Source organism: Caballeronia sp. SBC1 (assembly GCF_011493005.1).
Taxonomy (GTDB): domain Bacteria; phylum Pseudomonadota; class Gammaproteobacteria; order Burkholderiales; family Burkholderiaceae; genus Caballeronia.
Genome location: NZ_CP049156.1, coordinates 326,828 through 342,479, shown reverse-complemented (window position 1 = coordinate 342,479; position 15,652 = coordinate 326,828). Strand labels below are relative to the sequence as shown.

General features: G+C 54.9%; 12 protein-coding genes and 1 pseudogene. 3 read left to right on the top strand and 10 right to left on the bottom strand.

Features of this window, described 5'->3' with window-relative positions:
- Nucleotides 1–14: 14 nt before the first annotated feature.
- The 5 genes from SBC1_RS01500 to SBC1_RS01480 all read right to left on the bottom strand — a co-directional run bounded on the left by SBC1_RS01500 (nt 15) and on the right by SBC1_RS01480 (nt 5,423).
- A complete protein-coding gene (locus tag SBC1_RS01500) occupies nt 15–509 on the bottom strand; it encodes a PTS sugar transporter subunit IIA (protein WP_165085896.1) in 495 nt (164 codons plus the stop codon).
- Nucleotides 510–875: 366 nt separating this feature from the next.
- Nucleotides 876–1,841, bottom strand: a complete 966-nt coding sequence (gshB, locus tag SBC1_RS01495) for a glutathione synthase (RefSeq protein ID WP_165987061.1) — start codon at nt 1,839–1,841, stop codon at nt 876–878.
- Nucleotides 1,842–1,991: 150 nt separating this feature from the next.
- The gene (gshA, locus tag SBC1_RS01490; protein ID WP_165085891.1) at nt 1,992–3,281 is read right to left on the bottom strand and encodes a glutamate--cysteine ligase; all 1,290 of its coding nucleotides are present in this window, start codon (nt 3,279–3,281) and stop codon (nt 1,992–1,994) included.
- A 301-nt stretch (nt 3,282–3,582) separates the two neighbouring features.
- Nucleotides 3,583–5,052 (bottom strand): ammonium transporter, encoded by a 1,470-nt coding sequence (locus SBC1_RS01485; protein ID WP_165987059.1) that lies wholly within the window; start codon nt 5,050–5,052, stop codon nt 3,583–3,585.
- Nucleotides 5,053–5,084: 32 nt separating this feature from the next.
- Nucleotides 5,085–5,423 carry a P-II family nitrogen regulator gene (locus tag SBC1_RS01480; RefSeq protein WP_165085886.1) on the bottom strand — a complete coding sequence of 113 codons (339 nt, stop codon included), beginning with the start codon at nt 5,421–5,423 and terminating at the stop codon, nt 5,085–5,087.
- Between the two features lie 464 nt (nt 5,424–5,887).
- Here SBC1_RS01480 and SBC1_RS01475 point away from each other — a divergent pair, with 464 nt between their 5' ends.
- A complete protein-coding gene (locus SBC1_RS01475) occupies nt 5,888–6,163 on the top strand; it encodes an accessory factor UbiK family protein (RefSeq protein WP_165085883.1) in 276 nt (91 codons plus the stop codon).
- A gap of 102 nt (nt 6,164–6,265) precedes the next feature.
- Nucleotides 6,266–7,390 (top strand): annotated as a pseudogene (locus SBC1_RS01470) (YifB family Mg chelatase-like AAA ATPase); the annotation flags it as partial.
- A 142-nt stretch (nt 7,391–7,532) separates the two neighbouring features.
- Here SBC1_RS01470 and SBC1_RS01465 read toward each other — a convergent pair.
- Genes SBC1_RS01465 through SBC1_RS01450 form a run of 4 tightly spaced genes read right to left on the bottom strand, consistent with a single transcriptional unit; the run spans nt 7,533 to nt 13,005 of the window.
- The gene (locus SBC1_RS01465) at nt 7,533–8,006 is read right to left on the bottom strand and encodes a hypothetical protein (protein ID WP_165987058.1); all 474 of its coding nucleotides are present in this window, start codon (nt 8,004–8,006) and stop codon (nt 7,533–7,535) included.
- Nucleotides 7,987–10,008: a hypothetical protein gene (locus SBC1_RS01460; RefSeq protein WP_165987056.1), complete on the bottom strand. Its 2,022-nt coding sequence runs from the start codon at nt 10,006–10,008 to the stop codon at nt 7,987–7,989. The genes SBC1_RS01465 and SBC1_RS01460 overlap by 20 nt, the downstream gene beginning before the upstream one ends.
- Entirely contained in the window at nt 10,005–11,792 is a 1,788-nt protein-coding gene (locus SBC1_RS01455; protein ID WP_165987054.1) for a hypothetical protein, read from the bottom strand. Before SBC1_RS01455 ends, SBC1_RS01460 begins: the two co-directional genes overlap by 4 nt.
- A complete protein-coding gene (locus SBC1_RS01450; protein WP_165987052.1) occupies nt 11,731–13,005 on the bottom strand; it encodes a tyrosine-type recombinase/integrase in 1,275 nt (424 codons plus the stop codon). The genes SBC1_RS01455 and SBC1_RS01450 overlap by 62 nt, the downstream gene beginning before the upstream one ends.
- A gap of 1,121 nt (nt 13,006–14,126) precedes the next feature.
- Here SBC1_RS01450 and SBC1_RS01445 point away from each other — a divergent pair.
- Entirely contained in the window at nt 14,127–14,828 is a 702-nt protein-coding gene (locus SBC1_RS01445) for a hypothetical protein (protein WP_165987050.1), read from the top strand.
- A 59-nt stretch (nt 14,829–14,887) separates the two neighbouring features.
- Here SBC1_RS01445 and istB read toward each other — a convergent pair whose 3' ends face one another.
- Nucleotides 14,888–15,646, bottom strand: coding sequence for an IS21-like element helper ATPase IstB (gene istB / locus SBC1_RS01440; RefSeq protein ID WP_165987049.1), 759 nt, complete (start codon nt 15,644–15,646; stop codon nt 14,888–14,890).
- Nucleotides 15,647–15,652 lie beyond the last annotated feature (6 nt).

The window sequence follows — 15,652 nt, the reverse complement described above, 5'->3', positions numbered from 1 at the left end:
ACCCCAGCCGCGACTTAGTGACTTGCCACCTTGGCGGGCATGCAACTGGTCGCCGCGGCGCCCGCAGCGCAATTAGCCACGGCAGCAGCTGCGGCGCTAGCCATTGCGCAAGGGTTGGCGGGCGTAGAGGCGTCCAGTTCCTGAATGCCCTTCGATCCGCCTTGCAGCGACTTTTCAGCCAGCGTGTCCAGTGGCGTGGTCCTGTAACAGACCGCGCGCACCAGCATGGGCAAGTTGACGCCGGCGAGCACGCGAACGCTGCCGCTTGCCAGGCTTTGCGCAATATTCGCAGGCGTTGCGCCGAACACGTCCGTGAGGACGATCGCACCGTTTTCTTCCTTCAGACGGTCGATTTCGGAGCGTGCAAACGCACGGACCTCGACGGGGTCGCAATCCGGCTTCACATCGATCGCGCCAATGCGTGCGGGCAAACCGCCGTAAATGTGGGTAATGCACTCACGTAACGCCGAAGCGAACGGAGCGTGCGCAATGATTAGAATGCCAGCCATGTCAGAGTGTGCTGCCCCAAAACGACGAGATGCGTCGGAAATTGTGGGAACTTGCTGTTATATGTGCCAAATTGCGATGTCAAACATTGTAAAACGCACTGCAAAACGCGACAGCAACATCGATCCGTATGCAGAAATATCAACAAACGCCACTACCTAAGCTTAGTCGGATTTCGCACGCTATGTGCAGCGTTATGCACTGCAGCAAGTTTCCACTTTCAATTTCGGGGCCGGATCGCACCACGAAACGAATCTCATGAGGGGGAGATTGTAACAGTCCGGGAGAAATCAACGGCCGGACTGCCTTCTTCGACAGCCGCCTCTAATTTCTCGCTTCCCGCTCACCTACTAAGCTTATTGCCAAGCTTATTGCTGAGCTGCGGCCGCTCGTTCCAAGGCATCGATAAACATGCCGGCTACATCGAAACCTGTCTGGTCCATGATTTCGCGGAAGCACGTCGGACTGGTCACGTTCACTTCCGTCAGATAGTCGCCGATGGCATCCAGGCCGACCAGCAGCAAGCCCCGATCGAAGAGCGTCTGTCCCAGCGTTTCTGCGATTCGGCGATCGTTTTCCGTGAGCGGTTGTGCGCGGCCCAATCCACCCGCGGCCAGATTGCCGCGGACTTCGTTGCCTTGCGGAATCCGGGCAAGCGAATACGGCACGGCTTGGCCGCCGATGATCAGGATGCGTTTGTCGCCATCGGCAATTTGCGGGATGAACTTTTGCGCCATGACGCTACGCGCGCCATTGTCGCTGAGCATTTCCACGATCGTGCCGAGGTTCATTCCGTCAGCCTTCACGCGAAACACGCCCATGCCGCCCATGCCGTCGAGCGGCTTCAGGATCACGTCGCCGTGTTCTGCGTGGAAAGATCGCAGACGCGCGGCATCGCGGGTAACCAGCGTGGGCACGACAAACTCCGGCCACTCGCCAATCGCCAGCTTCTCGGAGTGATCGCGGATCGCGCTCGGCTTGTTGAAGATACGTGCGCCGGTACGCTCCGCCAGTTCGAGGAGCCACGTGGACGTGACGTATTCCATGTCGAACGGAGGGTCCTTGCGCATCACGACCGCGCCGAAATGCCTGAGATCGAGGATCTCCGGCGCGGCGGCTTCGTACCACGGCGAGCGCGCGGAATCAGCTTCGTCGCCGACGATTGTCACGCGCTGCACAGTCCCTTCCACCTTGCCGCCAATCCAGGCCAGATGCTGCGGCTCGCACGCGTAGATCGTGTGTCCACGACGCGCGGCTTCGGCCATCATCGCGTAGGTCGTGTCTTTGTAGATCTTGAAATGACCGAGCGGATCGGCGATAAAAAGGATATCCATAAGCGTCCAGAGCGGCCGTTCGGCCTTGGTTTATTCAATAGGCGGCGGCAGACAGCGGTCTGCAATACGCGATTTTTAACACGTCGCGCGCGTTCGCGCCTGAAGTGCAAACGGCCGCAATTTCGTGCGGCCGTCGTGATGGGGTGAAGCTTAGACCTGAATGGCTTCGGGATCGGTTTTTTCCAGTTCCACCGACGCCGCAAGCAACCCCAGCCGCGCCACCACGCCATACATATAAAAGCGGTTCGGCGGCGCAGCGCCGGGCTTCGCGTGGGCGTCGGGCAAGACCGTATGCTCGAAGCCGAGCGGCACGAAATGCATGCCGGGCGCATTGAGATTCTGGTCACGTTCACGAGAATCGTGCACACGATAAAACCCGCCCACCACATACCGGTCGATCATATAGACCACCGGCTCGGCGACTGCATTTTCCACGCGCTCGAACGTATGCACACCCTCCTGCACGATCACGTCGTGGACTTCGAGGCCATCCTTCGCGTCGTTCATCTTCACGCGCTCGCGCTTGGTCAGCGCGGCGACCTCGGATGCATCATGTACCGTCATGACGCCCTTGCCATAGGTGCCGGCATCGGCCTTGATCACCACATACGGCTTCTCGCTGATCCCATACTCCCTATACTTCTTCGCAATCTTCTTCAACACGCCGTCGATCGCATCCGCCAGCGCTTCCTCGCCGGTACGCGCCTCGTAGTCCACGCCTTCAACGTGCGCGAAATACGGGTTGATCATCCACGGATCGATCTCGACGAGCTTCGAAAACTTCTTCGCGACGTCGTCGTAGCAGGAGAAGTGATTCGACTTGCGGCGCACGGCCCAGCCCGCATGCAGCGGCGGCAGCAGATATTGCTCGTGGAGGTTTTCCAGCACGGGCGGAATGCCGCCGGACAAGTCGTTGTTCAGCAGGATCGAGCAGGGATCGAAGTTTTTCAAGCCCAGCCGGCGCGGCGTGCGTTCAAGCGGTTCCAGGACGATCTTCTGCCCGTCGGCGAGCGCGATGGTGACCGGTCCGTGAATGTTTTCATCGAGCGTGCCGAAGCGGATATTCAGCCCGGCCTGACGCATGATCGTGGCGAGCCGCGCGACGTTCTCAAGATAAAACGCGTTGCGTGTATGGCGCTCGGGGATCACGAGCAGGTTCTTCGCGTCGGGGCAGATCTTTTCGATCGACGCCATTGCGGCCTGCACGGCAAGCGGCAACACTTCCACCGGCAGGTTGTTGAAGCCGCCGGGGAACAGGTTGGTATCGACGGGAGCGAGCTTGAAACCGGCGTTGCGCAGGTCGACCGAGCAATAGAAAGGCGGGGTGTGTTCTTGCCACTCCAGCCGAAACCAGCGTTCGATGGACGGCGTCGCGTCGAGTATCTTCCGCTCGAGATCGAGCAAGGGGCCGTTTAAAGCCGTAACGAGGTGCGGAACCATTGATGACTCGCGGACTTAAGAGGAAAGATTGTAGAACAAACGCCCCACGTATTTGGGTATGAACTCCCTTTTCCCAAGCCTATTCGCACGGTTCGTGCCGCTGTTTGCACCTATCCTGCCGACCAGAAACAGTTACCTCACACAAAAATGGGACGAAACACGGGACAAAAAAATGCCCGCCGGTAAGTGGGCGGGCAAAACGCTGCGCTTGTCTCGGAGCCTTGCTGCTATAGCTTGCGCTCGGTTATGGGGACGACGCCGCGACCTCTCGCGCCGGGCGTCACCCCATCGAAAAAACTTCTTATTCGACGTGTTCGCCATGCAACGTCACGTCGAGGCCTTCACGTTCCTCTTCTTCTGTGACACGCAGACCCATGACCATGTCGATAACCTTCAACAGGACGAAGCTGACCACGCCGCTGTAGACCAGGGTGGTGAGCACGCCCTTGGCTTGCAGCAGGATGCTGCCGTCCGAGCCGCCAATGTCCTTGACCGCGAAGATGCCAGTCAAAAGCGCGCCGAGAATACCGCCCACGCCGTGGACGCCGAACGCGTCGAGCGAGTCGTCGTAGCCGAGCTTCGTCTTGAGCCACGTTGCCGACCAGAAGCAGACCACGCCAGCCGCAATACCGATCACGATTGCACCCGTCACGCCGACGTAACCCGAAGCCGGCGTAATGGCCACCAGACCTGCAACCGCGCCCGAGATAATACCGAGCACCGAAGGCTTACCCTTGGCCAGCCATTCGGCGAACATCCATCCGAATGCGGCAAACGCGGTAGCGATTTGCGTCGTGAGCATCGCGAAACCGGCACGGCCGTCAGCCGCCACTGCCGAACCCGCGTTGAAGCCGAACCAGCCGACCCACAGCATTGAAGCACCGATCAGCGAGAGCACGAGGTTATGCGGCGCCATGACTTCGCGGCCGTAACCAACCCGCTTGCCGAGCACCAGACAGCACACCAGACCTGCAATACCGGCGTTGATGTGAACCACCGTGCCGCCTGCGAAGTCGAGGATGCCAGCAGCCGACAGCCAGCCCGTCGGTTCCCAGACCATGTGCGCGATCGGCGAGTAGACGATGATTGTCCAGAGTCCCATGAATACCAGCATGGCCGAGAACTTCATCCGGTCGGCGAACGCGCCAGCGATGAGCGCCGGCGTGATGATCGCGAACGTCATCTGGTAGACGAAGTAGACCGATTCCGGGATCGTCGGAGCCAGATGGCTGACGGTCAGGGTGGTCGCCTTGTCGCCGTGGATGTAGTTCATGCCGTGCAGGAACACCCGCGAGAAGCCGCCGATGAACGCGTTACCCGGCGTGAACGCAAGGCTGTAGCCCACCACGGTCCAGAGGATCGTGACCAGGCAGCAGATTGCGAAGCTCTGCATCACGGTCGCGAGCACGTTCTTCTTGCGGACCATGCCCGCGTAGAAGAGCGCGAGGCCCGGGATCGTCATGAACAGCACGAGCGCGGTGGAAGTCAGCATCCAGGCGGTATCGCCGGAATTGATCTTCGACGAGTCAACAGAGAACGGTTCCGTCGGTGCAGCGGGTGCAGCCTCGGATGCGCCGGAAGCCGGAGCGGCCGCCGATGCTGCCATTGCCGCGCTGGCTGTATCGGGTGCGCTTGCAGGCGCTGCTGCGGTCGTGTCTGAAGCCGCGGCGGATGCAGCCGCCGGCGCGGATGCATCCTGCGCCATCACGGTGCCGGCGCTTACTCCCAGCAGCGACCCCGCTATCAACAAGGACATCAATAATTTACGCATTCTGCTGTTTCCTCTTATCGCCGTGTCTTTTCTTAGAGAGCGTCCGCGCCGGTCTCGCCGGTGCGAATGCGAATGACTTGTTCAATCGGGGTGACGAATATCTTGCCGTCGCCGATCTTGCCCGTGCGGGCCGCACGCTCAACCGCTTCTATGGCCTGGTCGACCAGATCGTCGGAGACCGCCGCTTCGATCTTCACTTTTGGCAGGAAATCGACCACGTACTCGGCGCCGCGATACAGCTCCGTGTGGCCCTTCTGGCGGCCGAAGCCTTTTACCTCGGTCACGGTAATGCCCGAGACGCCAATAGCCGACAACGCTTCGCGTGCCTCGTCGAGCTTGAACGGCTTGATGATTGCGGTAATGAGCTTCATGTATCCCTCGCTGTGTGTCGAACAGGGTTGGCGCTTTAGCGCCTTAATCTGGTCCCATGCCTGATTCCTCCTTGCGTCATGCCCGTCGCGAGCGGCGACTCATGCGCCACGCCGCGTTACCGACCGCCCGGAAAAGCGCGCACGGACAAGGCCCGGGGCACATATGCAACTCGTGTGCCATGCGCGTGTTCACGACCTGTCGACGGGCTCGCAGGGCATGCAATGCGCGAGCGTAGACCGGATGGCCAGCAACGGCTGCGTTCGCTGGCGCGCACCGTTGAACGTTGCTAGAGTGCATGCAAGGTTCAGGCAAGCAGGTGTGTTTCAAAGCGCAGCATCATGCTGCGCGGATGTGTCGCGGTTCTCGCGGTGCGTCAGGATGCGCACCAAAATGGATCATCCGGTTTGCCGGGGCACTGAGCTAACAATGAATGCACTTTTATGGTGCGCAAGAGGAAATCCGCATGAAACAACCGAACGATGTATTCAATGACTTCCAGGCCAAAATGAGCGAGCTGCTCAAGAATTCGCCGGCGAAGGACATTGAACGGAATATGAAAGCCATGCTGTCCCAGGGTTTTTCGAAGCTGGACCTGGTGACGCGTGAAGAATTCGATACCCAGACGCAAGTGCTCGTGCGTACGCGCGCCCGGCTCGAGGAACTGGAACAACGCGTCGCGCAACTTGAAGCGAAGCTGGGCGGCGGACCGTCGTCCGGTTCGTCAAGTGCCCAGGACTGACGTCCATATGTTCTAAAGCGTGTCATCGGCTAAGCGAGCCGTGATGTTGGATTATTAAGCCGGCGCCTCGAATCAGCGAGGCAAGGGCAGCGGGGAAAAATCATGTCGCTTGCCGTGGTGCGCAGCCGCGCGCCCGCCCCTGGGCGCGCGCCCGAGGTGACCGTAGAGGTTCATCTCGCCAATGGATTACCTTCGTTTTCAATCGTCGGCTTGCCCGATCTAGAAGTTCGCGAAAGCCGCGATCGGGTGCGCGCCGCACTCCAGAATTGCGGCTTCGATTTCCCGGTTCGCCGCATTACCGTCAATCTCGCTCCCGCCGACCTGCCGAAGGAATCCGGTCGCTTCGACCTGCCGATCGCATTGGGCATTCTTGCGGCGAGCGGCCAGATTCCCGCTGAAGCGCTGCTGCATCGCGAATTCGCCGGGGAGTTGTCGTTGACCGGTGCGCTGCGGCCAATGCGCGGCGCGTTCGCCATGGCCTGCGGCGCGGCACGGCAATATGCGCGCGCCGGGTCGGCGCTCGAGGGCGGATCCATCCGCGATAACGATCCCCGCATGCCCGAAATCTATCTGCCTCTGGGGAGCGCGGCGGAAGCGGCGCTGGTACCGGGTATCGATGTATTCGGGGCTGCTGATCTGCCCGCTTTGTGCGCACACCTCAGTGGTTCGGTCGACGGCCGTCTTACGCCTATCCGCGGCGCGGCGCCCGATTCCCCGCTGCGCAGGCGTGCGCCGTTGCCCGATCTCGTCGATGTGATCGGCCATCCCGGCGCACGCCGCGCGCTCGAGGTTGCGGCGGCGGGTGGGCATCATCTGCTGATGGTCGGGCCGCCCGGCGCGGGCAAGTCAATGCTCGCCGCGCGGCTGCCCAGCCTTCTACCGCCCATGACCGATGACGAAGCGTTGTCGTCCGCGGCCATTCTCTCCGCCAGCATGCTCGGATTTTCGCCCTCGCAATGGCGCCAGCGCCCGTTTCGCGCGCCGCATCATTCGTCGAGTTCTGTTGCGCTGGTAGGTGGACGCAATCCGCCGCAACCCGGCGAGATCACGCTGGCGCATCTCGGCGTGCTGTTCCTCGATGAACTGCCCGAATTCGACCGAAAAGTGCTCGAAACGCTGCGCGAACCGCTAGAGGCTGGCCGCATCACTATTTCGCGCGCTGCGCATCAGGCCGATTTTCCGGCAGCGTGTCAATTGGTCGCAGCCATGAATCCCTGCCCGTGCGGCTGTACGGTTTACATAAGCATCTGAGACAGCACGGTTTACATGGATCACCGATGACATTCCAGTGGTTCAACGCAGTCAATCGACTAGCCTTCAATTCCTTATTGACGCGCTAAAAATAGAACGCAGGTTTATTGGCAGGACTTCAGGAACGCTTTTTCCGCCGAGACCGCAACTCAATAACGGAAGCCTCGTCAGGCAGTTCTCCAGCCGACCGTTGGATCTTCATCAAGAGCGTCAGAATGTGGCGGTGAGCGTCAACGAGCTTCGAAACTGCTTGATCTCGCTCATCAGTTCGTTCCTTAAGTTGAATTTTCAACGATTTGTTCCGCCCCCTGCGTTCGACGGTCTGCTGACGAACCGATGTTGCCGCCTGCTTATCGGAATTTGCGTCAATCCATTCCTGGATGTCATCGACCAGGCCAGGGAAGCGGCTGCGACGCAGTGCCGTGGAGTCAAGCCCAGCCTCCCGCGCCACGTTGTTTTGTGAAACCCGAGAACCCTTTGGAAGGATGACAGGGCTTCCTGTTTGCAATCGCACAAAAGCCTGCCGGAAGCGCGTCTCAGCCTTGCTCGGGACTTTCTTAGCTGCTCCTTCATCAACTGGCGGCGATGGCATCGAGGGCTCTCCGTGTCGACTCAATGTTGTAAGAGATAGCGGCGTGCAGATCCGACCCTTCCACAGCGACAGCCTTACGTGAACGCAAGCTGCGTAGTAATTCTTCTATCCGCTGCGTCTTTTGTTTGTCCAACAAAACGTCGCTGCATGGCTTTTTATCGCCATATCCCATACACAAACTAACGTTGCTTACTCCCCCCATCGGACAAGGCTCTCCCGTTTTGGCGCACCCACCAAAGAATGTCGTTCGGAAGCTGATCTTTCCGGCTTTCGCGTCTCTCATAAGCGCGATCGCATCCTTTTCAGTGAGAGGCAATAAAATCTGCTCTTTCCGTTTCTCACCGTAAGGCGAAATAAAATTATTTGAAGAAAGCTTCTGAAATTCCTGAACGAGAGATTGCAGGCTCGCCTGCATAAAAAACGCTTTCGCTTCATCAACAAGCAATGATTTTAATTTGAAATGATTTTGACAATAATATCTTGTCATTATTCGACAGGAATGCTTTAGCTGATACTGAATGGAAGATTCCATAACAATATCTGATGCCAACATATTGACTGCCCCGGTACGCCGAAGCTGATGATCCGCCAAAGGCCATGTTTTACCAAGCGCAATTTTCCTTGAATCTAATTTTAAAGTCATCTTGCGAGCCCATTCAAAATCTTCCTTTGAAATTTTAAGCTGTTCCTTCGCAAGAAGTTTTGGCCAACGCTTCATCACTTGCTCATAACCAACACACTGCTTTCGTGCAGAATTTCTTTTGAACGTAGAAGGCGACCACGGAGCATACGCTGGCGACAATAAATAAGGATTGTCGATAAGTGTTTGATTGATTCGAACGCTTGGAAAGTGCTTCACGCCAGACATATGCAGCCTGGCTACGCTAGTCAAGGCCTCGACGGCAATAGCCACGCTCGGCGAAGCGATCCATTTTGCATTCGGATCATTGACCGTCTTCGTGGTAATTCCTCCCAAGAGATGCACCTCGTCCCCCAACTCATCCGTTTCAACTGAATAACAGTCGGTGCGAAGGAATTCCGCTTCATACGACCGCATAAATGAAGAATCCATCACATAAATAAGACCGACTTCATTAACCAAACTAAGGTAGGACGCCAACGACTTAACACCGTTCTTATCACTTGTGTTCACCCATTTATCGAGAACATCCGAAATCCCAAACTTTCTTGCCACTCGTCGAAAAGAACCAAAAAACTTAAAACCCGATTTTGACTTCTTTCCATGGTTATCAGAAAGAAAAGGAAGATTATGCGTCGAAATCTTGTTTGAAAACGACCCATCTGAGTTCCTCAAGTATGCGCGCAAGCAAAATTCATAACATTTTTCTATCGCGATCCTGTTTTCGAGGTACTCATCCAAGCATTGCCGAACGCGCAAATTTTGGTATTCCCAAATCCGAGGCGGGATATACGGAGTTTGGCTAGAATCTCTCGGCTTCGCCAATTCAACAAAAACCGCTAGACTATCATCATCAACAATCGAGAAACCCAAGTTTTCTCGGGCCAGCCAAATTTGGATCAAAATCTGAACCGCCGCTTCTGGCAGATTTTTTGCAATTTTTCTTACAACCAGTGGGTATTTCCATAGGTCTGTAGCGTCAATTCCAGCTTTGCTGCAACCCACGAAAATCGGCTTAATTAGATCAAATCTGTAAACCAAGGTCTTTCCAGTTTGAACCGGGTTGTCTCCCCATAGCCACCACCCGGCCACGTCCTGAAAGATTCTCGAATTTCTAGCATTAATTCCATCACCCTTGCCGGACCGGGATGCCGGTCCAAAATTCAATGTCTTTGTTATACCCGTCCAAGGCGTCAGATTCCACACGAGGTCCCGAAAGCGAGTGATCACATTCTCGTCTTTATCGATTATCACAGGAAAGTCGTCGGAAATCGGCCACGAGGGAGGGCAAAAATTTGCGGAATCCGCCTTAACTATTAGCGACTCTATTTTCAAACCACTCAATACCGGGACGCTTTTCATAAAGTCTCCGCCAAAATAATTGAACCACTCCAAAATGGATGATAACGACCAGCACGAATGGAATCGCGTGCGGAAATTACCCAGCGCGCGCCATCCTCCGAGGCGTCACTTATTTCCTGTATCTTTTTATTAATGCGCTCAATTACCCTCTCGGCGGGATGTACCACTCCTTTCGCAGCGACCTTTGACAGACTCAACTCCAAACTCTTCAACTTTGCGTGCGATGCAAGTTTCCAGCAATAATCGGCGTTTAGGATATCTCGATGGTAAAAGCAAAATAAGCAACCATCTGCACTCACGCAATCACTTTCAATAGCACCATGGTCAACGTCAGGAATAGATTTCGGCAGATGTTTATTTTTTTCGCATGGAGCACCTGCGGGTGACACTATCGACGGATCTGTTTTTTTAAAGTAGCGACTGATTTGAACAGCAGCTTCTTGATGATTCGGCTTCGAATAGTGACGAAGATTGGTAGGCAACGAATGAGCACCTCCAGACGCGACAACCTTTCTCGGTACGTTCTTGCGGAGAAGGCAGTTATTAATGTGTGTTTTCAAGACGGTCGTCCCAAACATCGGAATCCCGTACCGCCGAAGAAGGCTTTTAATTGATTCAAGGCTTGGCGCTTTTACTGAAGAAGGGATTTTCCCGTCGTATAGATAGGGGAATAGCCGATCGCTTACCTCACTTAGGCCAGACTCGTTGAGCCAATTAATGTACGTTTGAAAATGGCTACGGTATTCACCATAGCAGTGGAAAATGGCTTCGCCATGGCGTCGGCCCTTGAAAGTTCTGTAGACGTCGAACCCATCTGCCGATTTTTTCCATCGATAATCTTCCTGCCTCAGCATCGAGGCTTGCTTCTTCGGCATTCTGGTCTGTGAGATGAATATCAGAAGTTCCACATCAACCCTGAGATTCAGGATTGATGCCCTTCCTCGAGCATCTGTCAAAAGAATTCCGTCCTCAAGCTCGTCACGCCTATCAGAAAATCGTTCGTGATGGCGCGCGCCTTTGGACTCTCGCGATTTCCAATTTATGTCGTCGTCCTTTAAACCGCCCCTAATTGTGAGCCGGCGGCCATCCTCCAAAGTAATTTCCAATGGCAGGGCGCCCCGAATTTTTTGCACATCCAAAGCACGTGCGATGGTCGCTATCACATGCCCAAACTTGTTCACCTCTGATGGGTTTTGTTTCTGTGCCTCGGTACCGAGGACCCATTTATTTCCTTTTGGCGGCGTTATCCTGGTCCGACGCAGTAAATCACGACCCTTTTCATAGTCGTCATTTTTTCTAGCTCTAACAATTAGCTCCGCCATCATCCGAGCGTGCGCATAAGCCACTCCAGCGGAAATTTCCTTTTTCACGTGCAGGCGATGCCAGAGTTTTTCCGCGTATTCGCGATATAATTGAATGACATTATCAAATATCACGTCCTGGTTGCCCGAATCACACCAAGCGTAGAAGTGCCAAAGCACTTCTAGATACTTTATGACCGTCGAGGTGGATTTTAAAAGAATCTTGGCCAAGATCACGCTGTAAAAATCTCGAACCATTGGCATTCGATTAACGCGAAACTGCCCGACGTCGGCGCACTCGATAAATTCCTCTGCCTTCATTCTCTTCAGCTTTGCTGCTCCCATGTATAAGAGGACATGCAAGTTCCATGGTACGCCGTGCGTGCCCAACGGAAGCGGAACAACCAAACTCTGAATTTCTTCACCTTTCCGCATCTTTTGCACCGCCCCAACATCCCATAAACTGCTGGTTAAATTCGTCAAAAACGTGGACTAACTCTCCTTGCGTGTGGATGAAATTGATGTAATCAAACGTAGTCTTTTCGTCAACGTGTAGCAGCGCATTTCTTACAAACTGCACGGCATCTGCCACCTCCATGTGTTTCAGAGCAAGTCTCATAAGTTCGGTCGCGAAGGTCGCCCTTGTCCGATGGATGTGAAACCCAAAAAACGGAACAAAATTTTGTGCGTCAGCTAGCTTTCGCAGTCGATGCATTTCTACCCAGATTGCTTTGGAAGCTTCTTGGTTGTAGGCATTTCCGCAACGAGTAATAAATAGATGATTTCGGACCTGTTCACTCGCCTTTCCCTCCCTCAACAAACGACGACCACTCCACATGTAAGCTCGTAGCGCTCGCAGCAAGTCGTGAGGAATGAGGACTTGTCCGTCCGCATCATTCTTCGTGTCGACGCGGGGGAGAGCTCTCGGCCCAACTGAAAGTTGATAGATACCCATTTCGCGGTCAAAGATTGCATTTTCAATAGTTTGCTTTTTTAGATCGAGAATTGACCCAATTCGGAGTCCAGTCCAGAAACCAATCCACAAGATTAGGTACAGCTCCTCTGACGCATGCTTTTTTGCCCATTTCAATATAACGGCCATGTCAGCAGCGCTAACAGGAAGCACTCCGTCCTCAAGTTTGACGCCACCGACGACACCCCTATTCTTAATCGCGAGCTCAGCAACGACATCGGGCTTCATCGAATCATCAAAGCCGAATCGATCGGCCACCTGAACGCCAACGACTGGTACCTCGGACATAGGTGCAGATTCGGAAATCAGACCGACCTTGTAGATCCATAGATAAAACCGAAGCGCTGTATTCATCCGCTGAGTCGCTGTGCTTGGAGCGAATTGCCCGTCATCACGCATGTCCGTCAGTGCCTTACGGTACCTAAAAATGCAACGCTCTTTTTCGAGGTCTGGGAAGTGCCACCATGAAAGATTAGTTGACTCGAGCCAATTAGCAAAAGTAAGCAAATTAGTCATTGCGCTAACAATTGTCCTCAACTTCCGTTGGAGAGCAGCCATATGAAGAGCCCAAAGATTGGCTTCCGCCCACACCGCCCCATCTGCCCAACAGATTTGAGGAAAATCGTCGACCGCCGCTTCCTTCAGGTCTTGCCAATCGATGTCTGTCTCTGTTACGCCTGCAACGCATTGCTGCTGATACTTGATGTAGATAACACGAGCCATTAGGATCTTTCTATATATCGATTTTTTTGGTCAATCATCGCACAGTGGTATCAAGCAAATCCGAGTTTCCTTTCAACCGACTCGTATTCAGACGTCGTGCCCGGAGCAGTGCGGCTGGCGCGCATGATCCGAAGGCAATTGGGTATCCACAAACCCGTTCACCGATGCCCGCGATGTCATACGAAAGTAGGAGTGGCCGTGCTAAGGCGATGCATTGATTCGAGGGCAGGTTCCTTGGAAATTTCCCAGCTGTCATCTTGAGCGTCGCGAAGCACAAGCCGCGAAAGCGCTTTGAAGCAGGGAAACGAGATCTCGCTTGTTTTTTCATCATTGACTTCCTCTCAATTCGACACCTATTACATTAAAAATAGTTTAGAGCATTTCCACCGGCAACGCCCAATGCACCACCCTCAAAGACACAGTAATCTATTTTTTCAATATTTTCGACCGACGTGTCTTTGAAACAACGTATATCAAGCAATGGCTAGTTAGGTTCGATGTGTAATAGGCGTCGAAAAATTTTTAAACTCGAAATTCGATAAAAAACAATGATGTACGCCTTAATCATTCATTAAAAAAATCTGCCGTCATTTAAAATCGAGTTGGAATTTATAAGATAGAAATCACATCTTGCAAACCGGACCGAATCAAAAGATTCATTCCTTGATATACAAAACTTTTGGCGGCAAAGCCTTTTAGCCTTGAGTTTTAATTTCCGCTTGACTTTCACAATAAATTTAGGCTTGACGCAACGGAGCCTTCTGAAATGCGCGCATGGAAGTACGCCGAGGTCACAGATCGTTTTATGTATGTCGATTGTTGGTGTCGCGCCGTATCGATTGCAGCGCACGCGCACCAAGGGCAGCAAAAACTTGAAGGTCGCAGCCGCTCATCGAGAAATAAAATCTCTCTAGTCAGACAGCAAATTTTGGTCTGAACAGCGGTTCTCGTAGTGCTGCCATGCTTCCGAGCGATTTCATCCACGCTTGTGCGCGTTATACGAGTAAGCAATCAGCTGTCAACGCGGCAGGTCCCAAAGGACCGAACTCGCGGGCGGCGGACATGCAGTGGAGGCACGACGGTCGTGCCACAGGCTAATCAAACACGGTAGGCAACACATAATGAACGGCATCGAAGTATTCGATATGAATCCCAGCCTCATCGCGATTGGACGCTTGGAACTCCTCCAATCGTTCGAGTCCAGACCGAACCAGGCAATCGGTCTGCCCGGCGACATGCCAGTGCTGATGTGCCCGGTCGCATCCTCCGATGCGGATTGCTTCGCAACGAAAGAGGGGCGAGGAAACTTTGGATTCGGGACCATCCGGCTACGACAAGGCTTGGTACAGAGCATCCGCGTGCAAGTGAACGATGTGCAGATTTACTGGCTCACTGACATGACGGACCCGGAAGTGTGGGCTGCGATAGAGAAATGGAGAAAGGCAAAGCAAGCTTTGGTTCAGTTCAACGTTCGAGGTCAGCCCGGGGAGCCGGGGCACTCGGTATTTCTCAAACCAGGAGTGCCGCAAGGCGCTTATCGCAACGAGGAATTCCGGGATGCGGCAGCTCCGTCAAGCGAGACTCTTTGGGATGGTATGGCAGCTTTGGCTCAGAGCGGGATTCTTGAGCGACAAGCGGAAACCGACATTGAGGGAGTCCCTTTGCATCGGGTATTCGTGAATCTATTGCTCACGGCGCGCTTCAAGCTTTGCGTCGACGCCGATAACTTGGTGGAAATGCCGATGCGCGTACAACCTGCGTATTCCACGCAAAGTGAACAGCCATTCCAGGGCAAAGTGAATCGTGATTCCACGGCAAAGTGAACAAGGATTCCACGCCATCGCGAACAAGCGGAGCGTAGCGACGCGGGACCTTTACCTTTTTACTCGGACTGCGGCTTTGCGGTCAATCGACTGCGCGTCTTGCGTAGCGATTCGCCCGCGAGCGTGATGCGATGAGCGTTGTGCACGAGTCGGTCAAGGATCGCGTCGGCGACGGTGGGTTCGCCGATTGCCTCATGCCAGTGCTCCACTGGAATTTGGCTGGTGGCCAGCGTGGATCGGTGTCCGTGCCGGTCATCGAGCACCTCCAGCAGGTCGCGCCGCGCGGAATCGGTCAGCGGCGCCATTGCCAGATCGTCGAGAATCACGAGATCCGTCTTGGCAAGTTGTGCGAGCCATCGCGCATAGCGCCCGCTGCCGTGTGCAATCGCCAGTTCGTCGTTTAGTTTCGGCACGCGCAGATAGCAGGCGGAGAACCCCTGGCGGCACGCCTGGATGGCGAAGGCGCAGCCCAACCAACTCTTGCCGAGACCAGTCGGACCAACCAGGATAAGGTTCTGCCTCTCCCGAAGCCACTCACCGGTCAGCAGCCGGGCGGTGAGCGCCCGGTCCAGGCCGCGAGGGGTGCGATAGTCGATGTCCTCGGGCGACGCGTCGGGGACCTTCAGTCTGGCCCGACGCAGCCGGGCCGCCGTTTGTCGCGAGTCACGTTCACTGGATTCACGCTCGACCAGCAGCCCCAGACGTTCTTCAAAGCCCAGCCGGTCAATGCCGTCCTGGGACTGTTGCTCGGCAAGCGCCGCCGCCATGCCGGGCAGGCGCAGCGCGTGTAGTTTGTCGACAGTGGGATGATGCAGCATATAGAC